The sequence below is a fragment of the Embleya sp. NPDC059237 genome (assembly GCF_042754105.1).
Classification (GTDB): domain Bacteria; phylum Actinomycetota; class Actinomycetes; order Streptomycetales; family Streptomycetaceae; genus Embleya.
In genome coordinates, this window is the sequence record NZ_JBHZAE010000014.1 from 78,239 (window position 1) to 95,078 (window position 16,840).

Here is a 16,840-nt window from a genome sequence, read left to right on the forward strand (position 1 = left end):
TTTAACCCCCGCACGTCACGTATTGCCTGTGTCGGTCAGGATTGCGCCGGCGATGACGTCGAAGAGGTGAGCGGCGCGTGGGGTGGGTGCGGGTTGGTCGCCCAGCCAGGCGAGCATGGCCATCAGCGCGAACAGGTCGTCGCCGTCGAGGTCGCCGCGCGCCGTGCCCGCGGCCTGGGCGCGGGCGAGGAGCCGCGCGCCGGCCGCGCGCAGGGTGACGCACGAGGCGTGGAGCGCGGATTCGGTGTCCGCGATGGCGGCTGCCATCAGTACGGTCACGCCCCGATACTCGGTCGTCCACGCGACGCAATCGCGTACCCACGAGACGAGGGCTTCGTCGGGCGGGTTCGACGTCTCGGCGAGTGTGGCCGCCTTTTCGACGCGGGCACGATCCGCGTCGCGATCGACAGCACGTTCACCCTCGCGGACGCCCGGACAGCGCACGAACGCGCCGCCCGGGGGCACATCCGGGGCAAGATCGTACTCACGATCCCCTAAGGCGCGTTTCCCGTCGAGATCGGCGGGAGCTCCGACCGAGGGCGTCGAGCCGGATCATCGACCACGCTCCGCACGCGAACTCCAGCACCGGGTACGTGAGTTCGGACTTGCCGTCCGACCCCGGACCTGAGTACCGATCGGACGAGTCGAAGGAGGACTCCGGTCCTCGGACCGGCGGACGATGTGCGCCGAAAGCCCGGGTTCCTAGCCTGGGCGCCATGCCAAACGCAACGCCGCGTGTACCGCGTGCCCTCCCCGACCGCCCGTCCGATCAACGGATTCACCCGCATTCGCGGGCAGTCAGGCAAGTGCTGCGTACCTTCGTGCCCCTCGTGCTGTGCGTGGGTGCGACCGCCGGCGGGATCGGCACCGCATATGCGGGATCGTCGACCGACGCCAATTCTCCGGCCACCGCGTCGGTCTCCGCCGACGCCGCCACGCCCGCCGGCCCGGAGGACGCCGCGGCCGCGGCGTTTCGCTCCCCCGAGGCGGCCCTGGGCCGGGTGGCCCACCCGCTGCGCACCACCGAGCCACGCGGCGGCCTGGCTGATCTGCGTCCGTTCGGCCGCATGGTCGGCGACGCCCGAGTGGTGGGCCTGGGCGAGGCCACCCACAGCTCGCACGAGTTCCTCACCGTCAAGCACCGGGTCCTGCGGTACCTGGTCGAGGAGAAGGGTTTTCGGGCCTTCACCCTCGAAGCCGCGTGGAGCACCGGACTGCGGCTCGACGCCTACGTCGTGCGTGGCGAGGGCGACCTGAAGAAGATCATGGACGAGGAGTTCCAGGGCTCCTACCGGTTGTGGAACAACGCCGAGTACCGTGATCTGCTTCAGTGGATGCGCGCGTACAACGTCAAGCACCCGAAGGACCCGGTTCGCTTCGTCGGCGACGACAACGGGTTCGCCGGTGCCGAGCTGTACGACAAGGTCGGCGCCTACGCGGCTGCGGCCCGCCCCGAACTGGTTCCGCAGCTCACCGAGTTGTATCGGGGCCTGCGGCCCGCCACCGACGTCGACACGTACATCAACGAGTACCTGTCCAAGCCGATCGCCGAACGTAAGGCGATCGCCGAGCGGACGGGCCGGGCGGTGGAGTTGCTCAGGCAACGGCCCGGTACGGGCAGCGACGCCGACGCGCAGGCCTGGGCCGTTCAACACGCCACCGCGATCAACCAGATGACCACGCTGTACGCCTTCGACTGGGACGACCCCCGAAGCATTCCCGAAGCCATGACCTACCGCGACCGGAGCATGGCGGACAACGTCGTCTGGTGGCAGCGGCACACCGGCAACAAGATCATGCTCGCCGCCCACAACACCCATGTCGCCCTGAACACCTACGCCCCCGCCACTCACCCGAAGGTCCAGGGCGCCTTCCTCCGCGAGCAATTGGGCAACGGCTACCTGAGCGTCGGACTCACCTTCGACCAGGGCTCGTTCAACGCCTTCGGCCAGGACGGCGGCATCCACCGCTTCGCCGTCGGCCCGGCCGCACCCGGCACCGCCGAGTACACCCTCGACCGGGTGCGCTACCGCGACTTCGTGGTCGACCTGCGCAACGCCCCCGGCGAAGCCCGCACCTGGCTTGCCGAGCCGCACACCATCAAGAACATCGGCGCCACCTACCCCGGGATCGCGGACGCCCCGCAGATCCAACTCGCGAAGACACACGACGTGGTGATCCACCTCCGGCAAGTGAACGCGGCCGACATGCTCGACTAGGCCGTGTATCGGGTTGCCATCAACCCTGGGATCCGTCGTCGAGGCGGTCCCGATCCGGTGGATCGTCGTGTTGTGACTTCGAGAGCAACCGACGGATGTGGAGTGGGAGTTCAGCGGACCGTACCTGCCGATCGGTGCGTACGGTCCGTATCCCGAGCGATGATCGTCACGGCCGGCGTGCCGGCGAGCGTGCTCGCGCCCCGGCGCTGCCTCGCAACGGGCGGGCCTGAAGGTGGCCAGGGGAGGCGGCTCGGGTGCTCGCCTCCCCTGGTGCGGGGTGTGCGCAGGACGCGGAAGGTCTCAGGTCACCCGAGTTGCCCGGGCCGGTAGTCGCCGGCGGGCGTCCCGACCATGACATTGCCGCGGTTGAAGGCGTTGATGACGGCGATCTGGGCGACCAGGTCGGCGAGTTGGTCCTCGTCGTAGTACTTGGCGGCGTTCGCCCAGACCTCGTCCGGGACGCCGCCCGCCGCGTCGGCGATGCGGGTGCCCTGTTCGGCCAGTTCCAGGGCGGCGCGTTCGGCATCGGTGAACACGGTGGCCTCCCGCCAGGCCACGACCAGGTTCAGCCGTACCGAGCTTTCCCCGGCGTGGGCGGCGTCCTTGGTGTGCATGTCGATGCATCCCGCGCAGCCGTTGATCTGACTGGCGCGGAGCATCACCAGTTCCCGCGTCGCGGCCGGCACCGTCGAGTCCGCGAGCGCTTTGCCGGCCGCGATGAGGTGCTTCATGGCCTTGGCCGCGACGGGGCTGGTCATGAAGTTCAGACGGGCGTTCATGGTGCGCTCCTTGTTGTTGTCCGCTGTTGCCCCTCTAAGACAAGGGGCCTTGGCGGCTTGTGACAGGAGCGGGTGTGACGTGCGTCTCTCGGTCGAGCGATGCGTGCGGGGGTTGGGCGAGGAGGCCGTCGATGATCACGCGGAGTTTCCAGGCGGCCCTGGCGTCCTGGTTGCCGCCGGTGAGGCTCGGGGTCAGGGATCGCAGGGTGGGGTATCGGTCGGCGGGCAACGTCCGGAAGGTCGCGTCGAGTCGGGCGGTGAACGTCTCGGGCGTGGGCGGGTCGGCGCCGGCGCCGGTGTTCTCCAGGGCGGTCGAGTAGACGTACTGGCCGAGCAGGTCGATGGCCCAGGAGCAGGCGTCGTCGTCGAGTCCGCCCGCCCGGAGCAGGCGCGCCATCTCCTCGGTCAGGCGCAGGCCGTGCGGGCCGGGGAGGGCGTCCCGCAGGCCGACGGAGGCGATGTCGTTGTGGCCGGCCAGGGCCGCGACGATGCGTGCGACGAGCAGTTCGAGGCGGGTACGCCAGTCCCCGGCGCCCTCGTCGGGCACGACCACGTCGGCCACCGCGTGGTCGAGGACGAGCGCCATCAGCTCCTGCCGATCGCGGACGTACACGTAGAGCGAGGCGGGGCCGGTCTCCAGGGCCTGGGCGACGCGCCGCAGGCTCACCGCTTCGCAGCCCAGCTCGTCGACCAGCGCGATGGTCGCGGCCAGCACGGCGTCCAGGCCGAGCATGGATTTCGAGGGGCGGGAGCGTGAGCGGGCTTGCGGCATGGTCTGAGCCTACCTTGACGAATGCTGTTCGTTAAGGGCATTCTGCTTGACGAACAGTGTTTGTTAAGCGTGAGAGGGAGACCTGTGACCGTTCCCGCTTCGACGTCGGCTTCGGCGTCGACGTCGGCCGTTCGTACGGCGCCGCCGCGCGCCCATCCGCGTCGGTGGCGGATCCTGGCGGTGGTGCTGCTCGCCCAGGCGCTGGATCTGCTGGACGCGACCGTGATGAACGTGGCCGCCCCGTCGGTGCGCGCCGGGCTGGGTGGTGGTGCGGCGATGATGCAGTGGCTCACCGCCGGGTACACGCTCGCCTTCGGCGTCCTGCTGATCGTCGGCGGGCGGCTGGGTGATCGGTGGGGTCGGCGGCGGTTGTTCGTCCTGGGCGCCGCCGGGTTCACCGCGGCCTCCGCGGTGTGCGCGGCGGCGCCTTCGCCGACCGTGCTGGTGGCGGCTCGGGTGGTGCAGGGTGCGCTCGGCGCGCTGATGATCCCGCAGGGCTTCGGTGTCCTGACCTCGGTGTTCGACGAACGCGAACGCGGCCGCGCGTTCGCGACGTTCGGGCCGGTGATGGCGCTTGCCGGCGTCGGCGGCCCCGTCCTCGCGGGCGGCCTCATCGCGCTCGACCCGGCCGGACTCGACTGGCGGCTGATCTTCCTGATCAACCTTCCGCTCGGCGCGCTCGCCGTGGTCGGGGCGCTGCGGTGGATGCCGGCCGACCGTGGGGACCCGCTCGTGCGGATCGACCCGCCGGGCGCGCTCCTGGTCGCGATGGGGTCCGCGCTCGTCGTGCACCCGCTGATCCAGGGGCGGGAGGCGGGTTGGCCGTGGTGGACGTTCGCGGAGATCGCCGCCGGCATCGCGGCCTTCGCCGCCTTCGGCCGACGTCAACGCACCAGCCGCTCGCCGGTCCTGGTGCCGAGCCTGCTGCGCAAACCCGCGTTCGTCGGGGGCCTTGCGGTCACCGCGGCGTTCTTCACCGGCCTCGGCGGACTGCTGCTCGTCCTGTCCCTGCACTTCCAGCTCGATCTCGGTCGGTCCGCGTGGGGAACCGCGCTCCACCTGTCGCCGCTCGCGGTGGGTATCGGGCTCGCCTCGCTCTTCGCCCCGGCGGTGTCCGCCCGGCTCGGCCGCTCGCTCCTGCATCTGGGGCTCGGGGTCGAGGCGCTCGGCACGCTCGGCCTGGCGGCGGTGGCCGGGTCGGGGTCCGCGGTCTGGGCGCTGTCGATACCGACCCTGGTCGTGGGCCTGGGGGTGGGCCTGGTGTCCGGCACGCTGGTCCGGTCGATCCTGGCGGCGGCCGAACCCGCCGAGACGGGCAGCGCGTCGGGAACGCTCAACGCACTCCAACAACTTTCCACGGCCCTGGGTGTGGCGGTGTTGGGCACGGTGTACTTCGCCGCGCACGACGCCGGCGCTCCGGAGACGGGAGCGCACGGTCTGGTGATCGGTGCGCTGGTGGTCACGGCGACCTGTCTGGTCGGCGCGGGCCTGGTGTTCCTACTGCCACGTGCACGCGACGAGCAACCCACTTCGGCCCCTTCGACTCCTGCGACTCCTGCAACCCCTTCGACCCATTGATCACGTGAGGACACCGTCATGAGCAACGTCATCGTCTTCGGAGCCAACGGCCGTACCGGGCACCTCGTCGTCCGCGAGGCCCTGCGACAGGGCCACGACGTCACCGCCGCGGTGCGCGACCCGGCCCGGTGGCAGCCCCCATCCCCGGAGGAATCGCCCGGTACGGGGAAGTCGAACGTCGTGCGGGCCGACGTGCGCGACGCCGCCGACGTACGCGCCGCCGTCGAGGGCCACGACATTGTGGTCTGCGCGATCGGCCCGCCGGGGCGGCACGCACACGGGCTCTACTCCGACGCGGCGCGGGCGCTGGTGTCCGCGATGGAAGGGGCGGGCGTACCCCGGTTGATCGCGGTCACGTCGGGGGGAGTGCATGACCGTGACCCCAACTTCCCTTGGTGGTATCGCAATCTCGTCGCCCCCCTGGCTCGGGAGTTGTACGACGACATGCGGTTGATGGAAACGATCGTGCGCGGAAGCACCCTCGACTGGACCTTCGTCCGCCCCGCGCGGTTGCAGGACGAACCCCCCACCGGCAACTACCGCGTCGTCGACGCGAGCAACCCCAAGGGCGGCCGAAAGGTGACCCGCACCGACCTCGCCCGCTTCATAGCCCACGAACTCGACGAACACCACTGGTCCCACGCCGCCCCAACCCTGGCCGAATAACGCGCGAGGCGGTACAGCCGGCGAACACGACCACCTACGCGAGCGTGAGCATTGCCTCGGTGACCTTGGCGATCGCCGTGTTGGGGATCGTGGTGGCGGCGTCGAGGATGAGCAGTTGTGCTTCGGGGATTTCGTGTGCGATTGCCTCGCTGTTGGCGAGGGGGAAGAACGGGTCGCGGCGACCGTGGACGACGAGCGTGGGGATCTCGATGTCGGGCAGGCGTTCGCGCCAGCGGGGTGCGCAGTCGAGCCTGGAGAACACCATGCCCATCTGGTTGGCCATCTGGACCGGGGGCGTGGTGTTGGGTGTGCGGTCCCAGATGCGTGCGGCGATCGTGCGCGCGGCGACGGGGTCGTTGCCGAGGATCTCCGCGCCGGCGGCGGCGAATTCCGCGACCGCCTCGCGGTCGGTCCAATCGGGCATCGCCCGCGCGAACAGCCGGCCCATCGTCGCCTGGTCGTGCTCGGGGAGGTCGTCGTCGGCCGGGCCGGGGGCGACCGCGCGGGTGCCGACCAGGGTGAGCGCCGAGAACGCGCCCGGATGGTCGAGTACGGCTACCTGGGCGACCATCCCGCCGACGCCGATCCCGCCGAGGTGCGCGGGCCCGCCGCCGAGCGCGTCGACCAGGGCCGCCGCGTCGGCGGCGAGGTCGCGCAGCGTGTAGGCGGGCGCTTCCGGGTCCTTCGTCGTCGACTCCCCGCTGTCGCGCAGGTCGTAGCGCACCACGCGGCGCCCGCCGGCGGCGAGGCGCTCGCACAGCGCGTCGGGCCAGGACAGCATCGTGGTCCCGCCCGCAAGCAGGACGAGCGGTGCGTCGTCGTCCCCGAACGACTCGACGCCCATGGCGATTTCGTTGGCATGCACAGTGGTCATCGGTTCACCCGGAGATGTCGTGGGAGAGGTGCGTGGTCAGCGATGTTGCGGGTTGTACCAGGGCAGACCCGATCCGTCGGCCAAACTCATCGCTCACGCATGTACGGCCTGACGCGGCGGTGCACGTAATGGCCGGGTGAAGCGCCGCGGGCGCGGCGACGGTGCGGTTCACGATCGGTCGCAAAGGTCGGCCCGTAGCGCGTGGTCGTATACGTCGCAGCCCGGCGCTGGACCGGAACCGGGCCGCCGGCACCGAGAGGGTGCGGCGGCCCGGTTGGGTCGGGCTCGGGCATTGGGTTTTGATCCGACCTCGGGGCGCGGGGCGTTCGGCTTTTGGCACGGCCCCGGGTGGCTGGTTTCGTCAGATGGTGAGGACGAGTTTGCCTTGGAGGTGGCCGGTGTCCAGGTGTCGGTGGGCTTCCGTGATGTCTTCGAAGGGGAAGGTCTTTTGGATGTGGACTTGGAGTCTGCCCTGGTTGACCAGGTCGACGAGACCGCGTAGGGCGATGGGGTCGGGGTCGACGGCGATGCCGCTGAAGTGCATGCCGGCTGCTTCGTAGGCGGCGATCAGGCGTTGGTCGTCCTCGGCGACCGCTGTTACGAGCCGCCCGCCCGGGTGGAGAACGGCGAGGGAGCGTTCGGCGGTGTCGCCGCCGATCGTGTCCAGGACGACGTCGATGTCGCGGGCGGCCTTGGTGAAGTCGACGGTGGTGTAGTCGATTACCTCGTCGGCGCCGAGCGCCTCGACGAAGCTCCGCTTGTTCGGGCCGGCGGTGGTGATCACGTGTGCGCCGCGTGCTTTGGCGATCTGGATCGCGATGTGGCCGACTCCGCCGCCTCCGCCGTGGATCAGGACGCGGTGGCCCTCGGTCACGGCGGCGAGGTCGACGAGGCCCTGCCAGGCCGTGAGTCCGGCGATCGGCAGTGCCGCGGCCTCGATGTGCGAGAGCGACGGCGGCTTGTGGGCCAGGTGCAGGGCCGGGGCGGCGACCACCTCGGCGTACGCGTTCGCCGCGCGCGGGAACAGGGGCATCCCGAACACCTCGTCGCCGGGCCGGAACCGCCACGTCAGCGGGCCCTCCTCGACCACCCCGCTGATGTCCCAGCCCAGGACGAACGGTGGCCGGCCGAGCAGCGGGAACTCGCCCGCGCGCAGGCGCGCCTCCAGCGGGTTCAGGCCGATGGCCTTGACGCGGACCAGGACCTCGGTCGGCAGCGGGCGGGGTTCGGGTGCGTCCACGACGGTGAGGACCTCGGGGCCGCCGAGGGTGTGTTGGGTGACGACTCGCATGGCTCTCCTGATGTGAGGAAGGGGGAGAGATCCAGGCTAGGTTTTTGATGGGTACCGGCAGGTACCTTGGGGGCCATGAGCGGATTCGGTGCCGGCGATCCCTTCCTCGCCGACTGTCCGGGGCGGCTGGCGGTCGAGTTGATCGCCGACAAGTGGACGGTGGTCGTGCTCTACGGCCTGAGCAGGGGCCCGGTGCGTCATGGGGAGTTGGTCGGGCTGATCGGTGGGATCTCCCGCAAGGTGCTCACCCAGACGCTCCGACGGCTCCAGGCACACGGGCTCGTTCGACGCCACGCCCATGCCGAGGTGCCGCCGCGGGTCGAGTACGAGTTGACCCCGCTCGGGGCGACGCTGATCGATCCGATCCACATGCTGACCGAGTGGGCCAGGGCGCACGGCGACGCGGTGCTCGACGCGCTCGACGCCGATCCCGAACCCGTCGCCCACGGCGACTGAGGCCCCGTCAGAGCGTGGCTTCGGGTCAGTCGGGGGAGGCGGGTTCGGGATCGGGGCGACGGCTATTCGGTCAGACGCCCGCGACGGACTGGATCCATGTGCGGTACGCGGTCACGTTCGTGTACGCGGTGGTGCTCTGTCGGTCGCTGGTGGAGGCGACGCCGACCTGAATGCCGTTCGCGTTCATCGGACCACCCGAATCGCCGCCCGCGGTGATGCCGTTGCCGTAACCGGCGCAGATCGCCGAGCCGTTGTACGCGTCGCGGCAACCGCCGGTGACGGTCACGTTGGCGACTTTCAGGAACTGCGACTGGCAGTTGATCTCCTGGCCGCACCGGGACGTCGCGCCCCAGCCGTAGACCTGGACGCTCTGACCCACCGTCACCGATCCGGGCTGGCCCAGCCGGGAGTAGGTCGCCGAGACGGAGCGGTCCAGGCGTACCAGAGCCAGGTCCGCCGACGGATTGGTGTAGGTCTGGGCGCCGTTGGCCACGGTGCCGCCGGAACTCTGGTCGAGGCTGCCGATCCGGAACGTCAACTGCCCACCGCTGACGCAGTGTTTGGCAGTCAGGATCCAGGTGGGGGCGATGATGGTCGAGGTACAGGTCTGCCTGCCGGCGGAGAACAGGCGGGCCGCCCAAGGGGCGTTCTGTGCGTATCCGCCACCGATGATCGGCCGGGGACCTTCGGCCGACGGGTTCTCGTTGGAAACCTCGACCGGAGCGGGGGAGGCGGTGGCGGTGGCGCCGAGGGTGAGCACCATGAGCAATGCGGCCAAGAGGGCGGGGACGATCCTGGTTATTCGCAAAGTTCCTCGTTTCCGACGACACGCGATATCTCACGCGTGGGGTACAGGGGACACCAGGATCCCCAACGTCGGATTCCACGGGTAATAGCAATCTCCCCTTTTGGTGATGTTATGGCCAGGAAAAGAATCGCACCGGTGTCGGCCGGAGTTCCGTCGATCCGGTCGTTGTGGCTTCGGTCATGGCGTCCTTCGACGTGGATGCGGATGATCCTGTGGAGCGCGATGTCCGTGCTCACCACGACAGACGGGAAGCCCGACCCATCGTGAACTCGGCCCTCAAGTCGATCCTCGCCGCCCTCCTGGCGTCCGGCCTGCTCCTGGCGACGGCCGGCTGCCGACTCTCGGACAAAAAAGACGACAAGGATGAGAAGTACGTCACCGGCGCCGCGGATACCCGCCCGTACGAGGAGTGGCTCGCGGCACGCTCGGAGATACCGGCCGACCTCGCGCTCGCGGGGCGGTTCCGCACCGTTCCGGGCCACGACGAGGCCAGGGGCGGGACACGCGTACTGCGCTATCGCATACAGATCGAGGAGGGCCTGTCGATCGACGCCACATACTTCGCGCGCGCCGTGCACGAGACGCTCAACGACACGCGCAGTTGGGGTGGCGACGGGACCATCGCCCTGGAACGGGTGGGTTCGGGCGACTCCGACTTCGTCGTGACCCTCGCCAGCACCGGAACCGTCAACACCTGGTGCGCCAAGGACGGCCTGGACACCGGCGAACAACGTGTCTCGTGCAACGTCGCCTCCACCCGGCGGGTGATGATCAACGCGTGGCGGTGGGCGACGGGATCCACGACGTACGGCGACGACCTGGCGAACTACCGACGCATGCTGATCAACCACGAAGTCGGCCATCGCCTCGGTCACATGCACGAGACGTGTGACCGGTCGGGCGCACCCGCGCCGGTGATGATGCAGCAGACGTTGACCCTCGTCACCGGCAGCGCCACGTGCTCGCCCAACCCGTGGCCCCGCCCATGAGCCGAATTGGGTGATTCATCCATCCGGAACGGCTCGCTTCCCGTTACGCAGGCCCCGAGATTGTCGGCCCCACCCTCGCAGTCTCGCCACCTGAACCACTAGGCAACGGCGCGACACGAGCGGAAAATTGTCGGCGGGGTTGGTCAGCCCCACCGGGGAACCGCACCCGTGGTGAACCGGATTTCGGGGCCTGTCGTTTCGACAGCGTCGTCGAAGCGTGGACGGGCTCCGAGTACTCGGCCGGGCAATGGCCCGAGCCTCATCCTCGGAGGAACAGGTGACCGTCACTCATCACGGTGACAGGCTCAATGGCGAGCCCGTCACGATCGCGACATCCACCACACGGATCGCCTCGTGGCTGGAGGACATCGCGACGGTGGACCGGATCCACCACTACCTGGACGCGCAACTCCGGAACCGCACGACGGCTCCGGGCGCCAGATCGCTGCGTGCGATGCGCCTGCACAACGACGAGGCACAGGCCTCGATCCTCGCGGCCGTACGCGCCGGTGTCGCCGGTGACGCCGGTGCCACCGCCGGCGGTGCCACGGACCCGACGGGTGCCGCGCTCGCGCGGGAGGTGAGCGAGCACGCGTCGCGCTGGACGCACGCGCTGGCTCGCCTGATCGAGCACCCGGGCTGGTTCGACCACCTCTGCGACGCGCTGATCGCGACCCACCAGGTGGTACGGGTCGGCCCCGCCAAACCCTGCGCTCGCTGCGGGAACGACGGCGAGCGTGTGGTGTACACCAGCCTGTACCCGGGCGTCATGGACCGGGTCACCGTGTCCTGCGACCCGTGTGGTCGAACCGCCCATAACCCTTACGGCGAACCCGGCCCCGAGATCGACGTCCGCCTGGTCGCCCGTTCGGGCTCCGCCGTCCTGGAGATCGCGACGGTCGCGGACCCGCGAGCCGTGGCCCCGACGGCGATGCACCTTCGGTTCGCTCCCGGTGACGTGGAGGGCGGCCCGGTGAAGCCGTCGCCCGGGGAGCACTTCCGGTTGGAACCGGGCGGACGTTCGACCACGACCATGGAACTGCCCGACGCCGTGGGGGTGGGCGCCCGGCTCGAAGTCCTGTGCGTCAACGGTTTTCAGGTCTCGACCCGGAGCTTCGCGCTCCCCGGCCCGGCCGCGATCCCCCGCCCCCGCGCCACGATGTCCCGCCGCCGAGACGCCCGCAAGGTCGCGCCGAAGCGCGGTGCGGGGACCACCGACCCGGCGGTCGCCGCCGTCTCGTCGAAGGTCTGACAATCCCCGGAGGCCTGACTCCCGGCCCGAGACCCGACTCCCGCCCCCGCGCAGCGGCGGCGGGAGTCAGGGGGTGCGGCCGATGAAGGCGAGCAGGCGGGTTTGTGCGTCGGCGTCCTCCGGGACCTCGACCCGGGGGCCGTAGTGGCCGCTGCCGCGCAGGACTTCGTCGAGCGGCAACATCCCTTCCAGGAGCCGGGCGCACGTGGCCTGGTCCAGCCGCTCGTCCTGGCCGGTCGCCCGGGCCAGGTCCCAGGTGTGCATGAAGACGTCGACCGTATAGAACCGGTCGATCGCCTCGCTCAGCGGCAGTTCGCCGATATTCGGGTTCACCAACATCTTGCCGGTGGTGGCGGGGTCGTCGAGGAGGGCCTGCACCGCCTCGTTGTGCACGGTCCAGGCGGCCTCCGGGTCGTCGTCCACCGGCGGCCCCTTCGGCAGTTCGATCCCGGCGCCCGATCGGAGAAACGCCGGGAACCACTCGACCAGATGGCGCACCACGTCCCGGGCGGTCCACCCCTCGCACGGTGCCGGGTTGTCCCACGCGGCGGCCGGCACGCCGTGTACCCGCTCGGTGAACACGCCCGCGACGCGGCGGTGTTCGCCCGCGGCGGCGGTTTCGTGCGGCAAGGCCGTCTCGTCGTGGTACGGGTCGTTCGTGGCAGTCATGCTGCCGCCTCCTCGGTGTGGGATACGGAAGGGCGTCGCGCGCCCATCTCACATCATCGACCCGGGGGTGGGGGAGCGCAGCTCTCGGTGACGACCGCCGGCGGGCGTTCGGTGAGTTGGTGCAGGCGCAGGGCGAGTTGCAGTTCGAGTGCCTGCTGCGGCCCGTTCCAGTCCGGGCCCAGGAGGGCTTCGACGCGGTCCAGGCGTTGTACGACCGTGTTGACGTGGATGTGCAGTTCGTCCTTGGCGCGGGTCAGGCTGCCGCCGCACGCGAAGTAGACCCGGAGCGTGCGCACCAGCTCCGTGCCGCGCCGCGCGTCGTACGCCAGCAGCGGGCCCAACGCGTCGCCGACGAACGTGTCGACGTCCTGCCGGCCGCCGAGTACGACGCCCAGGAACCCCAGCTCCGCGGCGCACGCGCCGTCGCCGGTGCGGCCCAGCACGATCAGGGCGCGCAGGCAGCGGGCCGCCTCGGCGTGGGCCGCGGCGATGCCGCGCGCACCGACGGCGGGACCCGCCGCGGCGACGGTGACCGGCGCTCCGATACGTACCCCGAGCCGGCTCGCGGCGCGTCGGGCCGCCTCGCCGGGCGGTGTGCCGTCGTCCGGCAGGAGCAACACCGTGGACCCGGCGTGCTGCGCGGTCACGCCGCTGCCCGCGAACAGGTATTGCCGGGCGCGCGCCGCGAGCCGCTCCCGGTCCGACGTCGCGGTGTCGGCGACGAGGACCAGGTGGGGGCGGTCGAGGTCGATCCCGGAACGCCGCGCCCGGGCCGACAGCGTCACGGGATCGCGGTCGGGATCGGTCAGCAGGTCGGCCAGCAACTCGCCGCGGACCCGGTTCTCCGTCTCCGCGACCGAGCGGCGCAGCAGCAGCAGGAGCGCGGCCACGACGCCGGCCCGCTCGAAGACGTGCCGGTCGGCGTCGTCGAGATCGGCGCGACGCAGCACCAGGCTGCCGAGCGCCTCGGGCCCGGCCAGGACGGCGCAGACCCACCCGCCGTGCCACGCCACCGCGCGTCCGAGCGCGTGCGACTCCTCGGCGGCGCGGACCAGTTCGGCGCCGTCGAGCGGGGTGGAGCCGTCGTCCGTCGTGGTGCCGGTCAGGTCCAGGCCGGCGGTGTCGTGGATGGCGACCGCCCCGCCGAGGAGTTCGGCGACCGCGGCGGCCACGTCCGGCAGGTCGCCGCCGCGCAGCACCAGATCGGTGAGTTTGTCGTGCGCCTCCTCGGCGCGCTGCACCGCGTCGGCGTGGGCCCGGATCACGGTGTTCGCCTCGGCCAGTTCCGCGAGCGCCGCACGGGTGTCGGCCATGGCGCGCGCGGTGTCGATGGCGATGGCGGCGTGCGTGGCCAGCGAACTCATCAGCGCCACTTCGTCGCCGCCGAACGTGCGCGGCGCCCGGTCGGCCGCCATCAGGACACCGACGACCTTGCCCCCGTCCCCGCGCGTGGAACCCAGCAGGAGGGGCACGCCGAGGATGGCGACCAGACCCTCGTCGAGTACGCCCTCGTCGACCCGATCGACGTGCCGGAAACGGGTGTCCGTGCGGTAGTCGGGGGTCGCGTACGGTCGCGCGGTCTGTGCGACGAGGCCGCCGAGGCCGTCCCCGAGGCCCAGGCGCAGGGCCTGGAAGATCGGGGAGACCGATCCGTCGGTCACCCGCATGTAGGTGTCGCCGGCCTCCTCGTCGGGCAGGGTGAGGTACGCGGTGTCGGTGCCCAGCAACATCCGCGCCCGTCGGACGATCGAGCGCAGCACCGAGTCCAGGTCGCGCAGCGCCGCCAGGTCGCTCGCGGTGTCGAACAGCGCGGTCAACTCCCGCTCCCGACGCCGGTGTTCACGCAGCGTGCCACGGATGCGCAGGGCCTTCGCCGTGGCGTCGTCGAGGTCCGCGAGATCGTCGGGCGCGGCACCGGCCGCGCGGGCCTGCGCGGCCAGGGCCCGGAAGTCCTCGGCGGGCGCGTCCGCGGAGAGGAGGTCGAGGAGATCCCGGGCGAACCGCGCGGGTCGCACGGGGTGTTGCTCTGCCATGGTGGTCCGTCCGTCCGTTCGCCGTGCGAGTCAGTGTGCGGTCCAGCCGCCGTCCAGGACGAAGGACGTGCCGGTGACGTGGCGGGCGTGCGGTCCGCACAGGTACAGGGCCGCCGCGGCGACCTCCTCGGGCTCGATCAGCCGTTTGATCGCCGTGCGTTCCAGCAGGATGTCGCGGACGACGTCGTCGGCGGGGATTCCGTGCGCGGCGGCCTGGGCGGCGATCTGGCCCTCGATCAGCGGCGTGCGGACGTAGCCGGGGCAGACGCAGTTGCTGGTCACCCCGTGCGGGGCGCCTTCCAGGGCGGCGACCTTGCTGAGCCCCTCCAGGGCGTGCTTGGCGCTCACATACGCCGACTTGAACGCGCTCGCCCGCAGACCGTGCACTGAGGAGATGTTGACGATGCGCCCCCAGTTCTGCGCGTACATGTGCGGCAGGACGCGGCGCATGATGCGAAAGGGCGCCTCCACCATCACCTTGTGGATGAGGGCGAACCGTTCGAGGGGGAACTCCTGGATCGGGGCCACGTGTTGCAGGCCGGCGTTGTTGACCACGATGTCGACCCGGGTCGGCAGCGCGTCCACGGCGTCCGGGTCGGCCAGATCGGTCCCGTGCGCGGTGCCGCCGATCTCCTCGGCGACCGCTTCGGCCGCGTCGACCGCGATGTCCACGACGTGCACGTGTGCGCCGGCGGCGGCGAACGCGAGGGCGCAGGCGCGTCCGATCCCGCTCGCCGCCCCGGTCACCAACACGACGCGTCCGGCGAGGAAGGGGTCGTCGGGGGGAGTGGGCGAGAGGTCGCCGGTGATCGCACTGGTTGCCATGGCCATATCGTAGGAAAGGCGAGCCTGCGGGCACATGGAGTCCGTCGCCATAGTCGTGGGGTGTGCCGTGGGCCGAGGCGCCATGTCGGGCCTGCGGATGCGGCGGTGTCGCCGGGCGCGTATCGAGCGGCCCCGACCGGGGGTCACCACGTGCCGATGTCGCCGTCGTCGACGTCGTCGTTCCAGGCCACCGTGCGGTTCGACGGCGGGTTCGTGCCGTGTTCGACCCAGTCTTCGAGGGCCTTGAACACGGTGCGGTACGCGGGTAGGAGCGGACGCAGCCGAGTGGGGAAGAGGTCGCAGAACCCGTCGACGTGGTTGCCGCCCTCGATGCGGTACTGGCGGTGCAGCCGGCCGCGACCGGCGGCGGCGACGAGGTCGGCGTAGCGGTCGGAGTGCAGCGTGATGGGCAGGAACGCGTCGAGGGTCCCGTGCAGGGAGAGCAGCGGCTTGCCGATCGCCCCGGTGAGCGCGACCCGGGCGACGGCCTCGTGTACGGCGCGGGGGCGGTTCGGGTAGTCGTAGTCGGCGTCGCTGCCCGCTTCGCCGGGACCGGCGAAGGGGACTCCGGCGGGCGGTAGACCCGGGCCGGGGTGGTGCGGGTCGAAGACGGCCCGGTATGTGCGTTGGGTGGCATCCCAGTAGGTCCGGTGGTGGATGTCCCACAGGAACTCCGAGCCGGCCGGCAGCCCCGCGTCGATCAGCCGTGCCGCCGCGTCCGGATCACCGCCGTCCCGGTAGCGCGGATAGTGGGCCAGGGCCGTCGGCAGGTAGGTGAACAGGTTGGGTCCTTCGGCCAACCACAGCGGGCCCTCCCAGTCCACGCCGCCGTCGTACAGGTCCGGGTGCCGCTCCAGCTGAGCGCGCGTCAGGTAGCCGCCGTTGGAGATCCCGGTGACGTAGGTGCGGTGCGCCTCCGTGCCGTAGTGGCGGCGCACCACCAGGCGTGCGGCTACGGCGAGTTCGTACAGGCGCCGGGACCAGTCGACGAGCGCGTCGCCGGGGCGGCGCCCCGCGGTGTGGAAGTCGGGGCCGGAGTTGCCCTTGTCGGTGGCCGCGTAGGCATAGCCGGCGGCGAGCGCCCCATCGGCGATGATGCGGTCGGTGGCGTATTGGCGGCGGATCCCCGGGGCGGCGGTGACGACCAGTTTGCCGTTCCAGTCGTCGGGGAGACGCAGTACGAACTGCGCGTCGTGGTGCCAACCGTGATGGGGATTCAGCCGGGTCTCGGCGGGGAAGCAGCCGTCGATCTGCAGCCCCGGCACCGGACGTTCGGGCCGTGGAGTCCCGGACGCGTGCAGGTTTTCCCAGTCCGCGAGGGCGGTGTGCCCCGTGACGGCGGTGCCGACGGTGGTCAAATCCGCGAGGCGCACGACCTGTTGGCGTTCGGCTCCCGGCACGTGGACCGTGCGGCCGGTGTCGACGCGCACGGCGCGCGCGGCGCCGCCTTCCGTGGTGTCCGCCATCGCCGGCTCCTTCGGAGAGTGGTGGGATACGCCCGTACCGCGCGGGAGCGCCATGCCGGGGCGCCGCGCCGGAGCGCCGCGCATCCGCACGACGGTACGGGCGTACCCGGATGTCGTCCATGGCGACGAGCCACACATGTCGGCGCCCGGGCATGGTCGCGGA

General features: G+C 71.0%; 15 protein-coding genes and 2 pseudogenes. 7 read left to right on the plus strand and 10 right to left on the minus strand.

Going from position 1 to position 16,840, the window contains the following annotated elements; genetic code table 11:
* Positions 1 to 15 precede the first annotated feature (15 nt).
* Positions 16 to 357 (minus strand): annotated as a pseudogene (locus ACFXKZ_RS35610) (TetR family transcriptional regulator); the annotation flags it as partial.
* On the opposite strand from ACFXKZ_RS35610, the pseudogene ACFXKZ_RS35615 reads away from it, so the two are divergent.
* Both ACFXKZ_RS35615 and ACFXKZ_RS35620 read left to right on the plus strand, forming a co-directional pair.
* Positions 352 to 498, plus strand: a pseudogene (locus ACFXKZ_RS35615) (zinc-binding dehydrogenase); the annotation flags it as partial. The pseudogenes ACFXKZ_RS35610 and ACFXKZ_RS35615 sit on opposite strands and share 6 nt — an antisense overlap.
* Positions 499 to 806: 308 nt before the next feature.
* On the plus strand, positions 807 to 2,219 hold the full coding sequence (locus ACFXKZ_RS35620; protein ID WP_380006253.1) for an erythromycin esterase family protein: 1,413 nt from the start codon (positions 807 to 809) through the stop codon (positions 2,217 to 2,219).
* 305 nt (positions 2,220 to 2,524) lie between these two features.
* On the opposite strand, the gene ACFXKZ_RS35625 is transcribed toward ACFXKZ_RS35620, so the two are convergent.
* Both ACFXKZ_RS35625 and ACFXKZ_RS35630 read right to left on the minus strand, forming a co-directional pair.
* Positions 2,525 to 2,998 carry a carboxymuconolactone decarboxylase family protein gene (locus tag ACFXKZ_RS35625; protein ID WP_380006255.1) on the minus strand — a complete coding sequence of 158 codons (474 nt, stop codon included), beginning with the start codon at positions 2,996 to 2,998 and terminating at the stop codon, positions 2,525 to 2,527.
* Positions 2,999 to 3,032: 34 nt separating this feature from the next.
* Positions 3,033 to 3,770, minus strand: a complete 738-nt coding sequence (locus tag ACFXKZ_RS35630; RefSeq protein WP_380006257.1) for a TetR/AcrR family transcriptional regulator C-terminal domain-containing protein — start codon at positions 3,768 to 3,770, stop codon at positions 3,033 to 3,035.
* An 84-nt stretch (positions 3,771 to 3,854) separates the two neighbouring features.
* Between ACFXKZ_RS35630 and ACFXKZ_RS35635 the strand changes: the two genes are divergently transcribed.
* Both ACFXKZ_RS35635 and ACFXKZ_RS35640 read left to right on the plus strand, forming a co-directional pair.
* Positions 3,855 to 5,348, plus strand: a complete 1,494-nt coding sequence (locus tag ACFXKZ_RS35635) for an MFS transporter (RefSeq protein ID WP_380006260.1) — start codon at positions 3,855 to 3,857, stop codon at positions 5,346 to 5,348.
* An 18-nt stretch (positions 5,349 to 5,366) separates the two neighbouring features.
* The gene (locus ACFXKZ_RS35640; protein ID WP_380006263.1) at positions 5,367 to 6,014 is read left to right on the plus strand and encodes an NAD(P)-dependent oxidoreductase; all 648 of its coding nucleotides are present in this window, start codon (positions 5,367 to 5,369) and stop codon (positions 6,012 to 6,014) included.
* 34 nt (positions 6,015 to 6,048) lie between these two features.
* Here the strand turns inward: ACFXKZ_RS35640 and ACFXKZ_RS35645 are convergent, their stop codons facing one another.
* Positions 6,049 to 6,888 carry an alpha/beta fold hydrolase gene (locus tag ACFXKZ_RS35645; RefSeq protein WP_380006265.1) on the minus strand — a complete coding sequence of 280 codons (840 nt, stop codon included), beginning with the start codon at positions 6,886 to 6,888 and terminating at the stop codon, positions 6,049 to 6,051.
* Between the two features lie 361 nt (positions 6,889 to 7,249).
* Positions 7,250 to 8,179, minus strand: a complete 930-nt coding sequence (locus ACFXKZ_RS35650; RefSeq protein ID WP_380006268.1) for an NADP-dependent oxidoreductase — start codon at positions 8,177 to 8,179, stop codon at positions 7,250 to 7,252.
* A gap of 75 nt (positions 8,180 to 8,254) precedes the next feature.
* Here ACFXKZ_RS35650 and ACFXKZ_RS35655 point away from each other — a divergent pair, with 75 nt between their 5' ends.
* Positions 8,255 to 8,635 (plus strand): winged helix-turn-helix transcriptional regulator, encoded by a 381-nt coding sequence (locus ACFXKZ_RS35655; protein WP_380006271.1) that lies wholly within the window; start codon positions 8,255 to 8,257, stop codon positions 8,633 to 8,635.
* Between the two features lie 70 nt (positions 8,636 to 8,705).
* On the opposite strand, the gene ACFXKZ_RS35660 is transcribed toward ACFXKZ_RS35655, so the two are convergent.
* Entirely contained in the window at positions 8,706 to 9,443 is a 738-nt protein-coding gene (locus tag ACFXKZ_RS35660; protein WP_380006275.1) for a S1 family peptidase, read from the minus strand.
* A 263-nt stretch (positions 9,444 to 9,706) separates the two neighbouring features.
* Here ACFXKZ_RS35660 and ACFXKZ_RS35665 point away from each other — a divergent pair, with 263 nt between their 5' ends.
* The gene (locus ACFXKZ_RS35665) at positions 9,707 to 10,432 is read left to right on the plus strand and encodes a DUF3152 domain-containing protein (protein ID WP_380006277.1); all 726 of its coding nucleotides are present in this window, start codon (positions 9,707 to 9,709) and stop codon (positions 10,430 to 10,432) included.
* Between the two features lie 277 nt (positions 10,433 to 10,709).
* Positions 10,710 to 11,684 carry a hypothetical protein gene (locus ACFXKZ_RS35670; RefSeq protein WP_380006280.1) on the plus strand — a complete coding sequence of 325 codons (975 nt, stop codon included), beginning with the start codon at positions 10,710 to 10,712 and terminating at the stop codon, positions 11,682 to 11,684.
* Positions 11,685 to 11,750: 66 nt separating this feature from the next.
* On the opposite strand, the gene ACFXKZ_RS35675 is transcribed toward ACFXKZ_RS35670, so the two are convergent.
* From ACFXKZ_RS35675 to ACFXKZ_RS35690, 4 genes are all read right to left on the minus strand, one after another.
* Complete coding sequence (locus ACFXKZ_RS35675) at positions 11,751 to 12,353, minus strand: TIGR03086 family metal-binding protein (protein WP_380006283.1); 603 nt, start codon at positions 12,351 to 12,353, stop codon at positions 11,751 to 11,753.
* Between the two features lie 53 nt (positions 12,354 to 12,406).
* Positions 12,407 to 14,386, minus strand: coding sequence for a helix-turn-helix domain-containing protein (locus ACFXKZ_RS35680; RefSeq protein ID WP_380006286.1), 1,980 nt, complete (start codon positions 14,384 to 14,386; stop codon positions 12,407 to 12,409).
* Positions 14,387 to 14,416: 30 nt separating this feature from the next.
* Positions 14,417 to 15,211, minus strand: a complete 795-nt coding sequence (locus tag ACFXKZ_RS35685; RefSeq protein ID WP_380006289.1) for a 3-hydroxybutyrate dehydrogenase — start codon at positions 15,209 to 15,211, stop codon at positions 14,417 to 14,419.
* Positions 15,212 to 15,354: 143 nt separating this feature from the next.
* Positions 15,355 to 16,677 carry a tannase/feruloyl esterase family alpha/beta hydrolase gene (locus ACFXKZ_RS35690; protein WP_380006292.1) on the minus strand — a complete coding sequence of 441 codons (1,323 nt, stop codon included), beginning with the start codon at positions 16,675 to 16,677 and terminating at the stop codon, positions 15,355 to 15,357.
* Between the last annotated feature and the right edge of the window lie 163 nt (positions 16,678 to 16,840).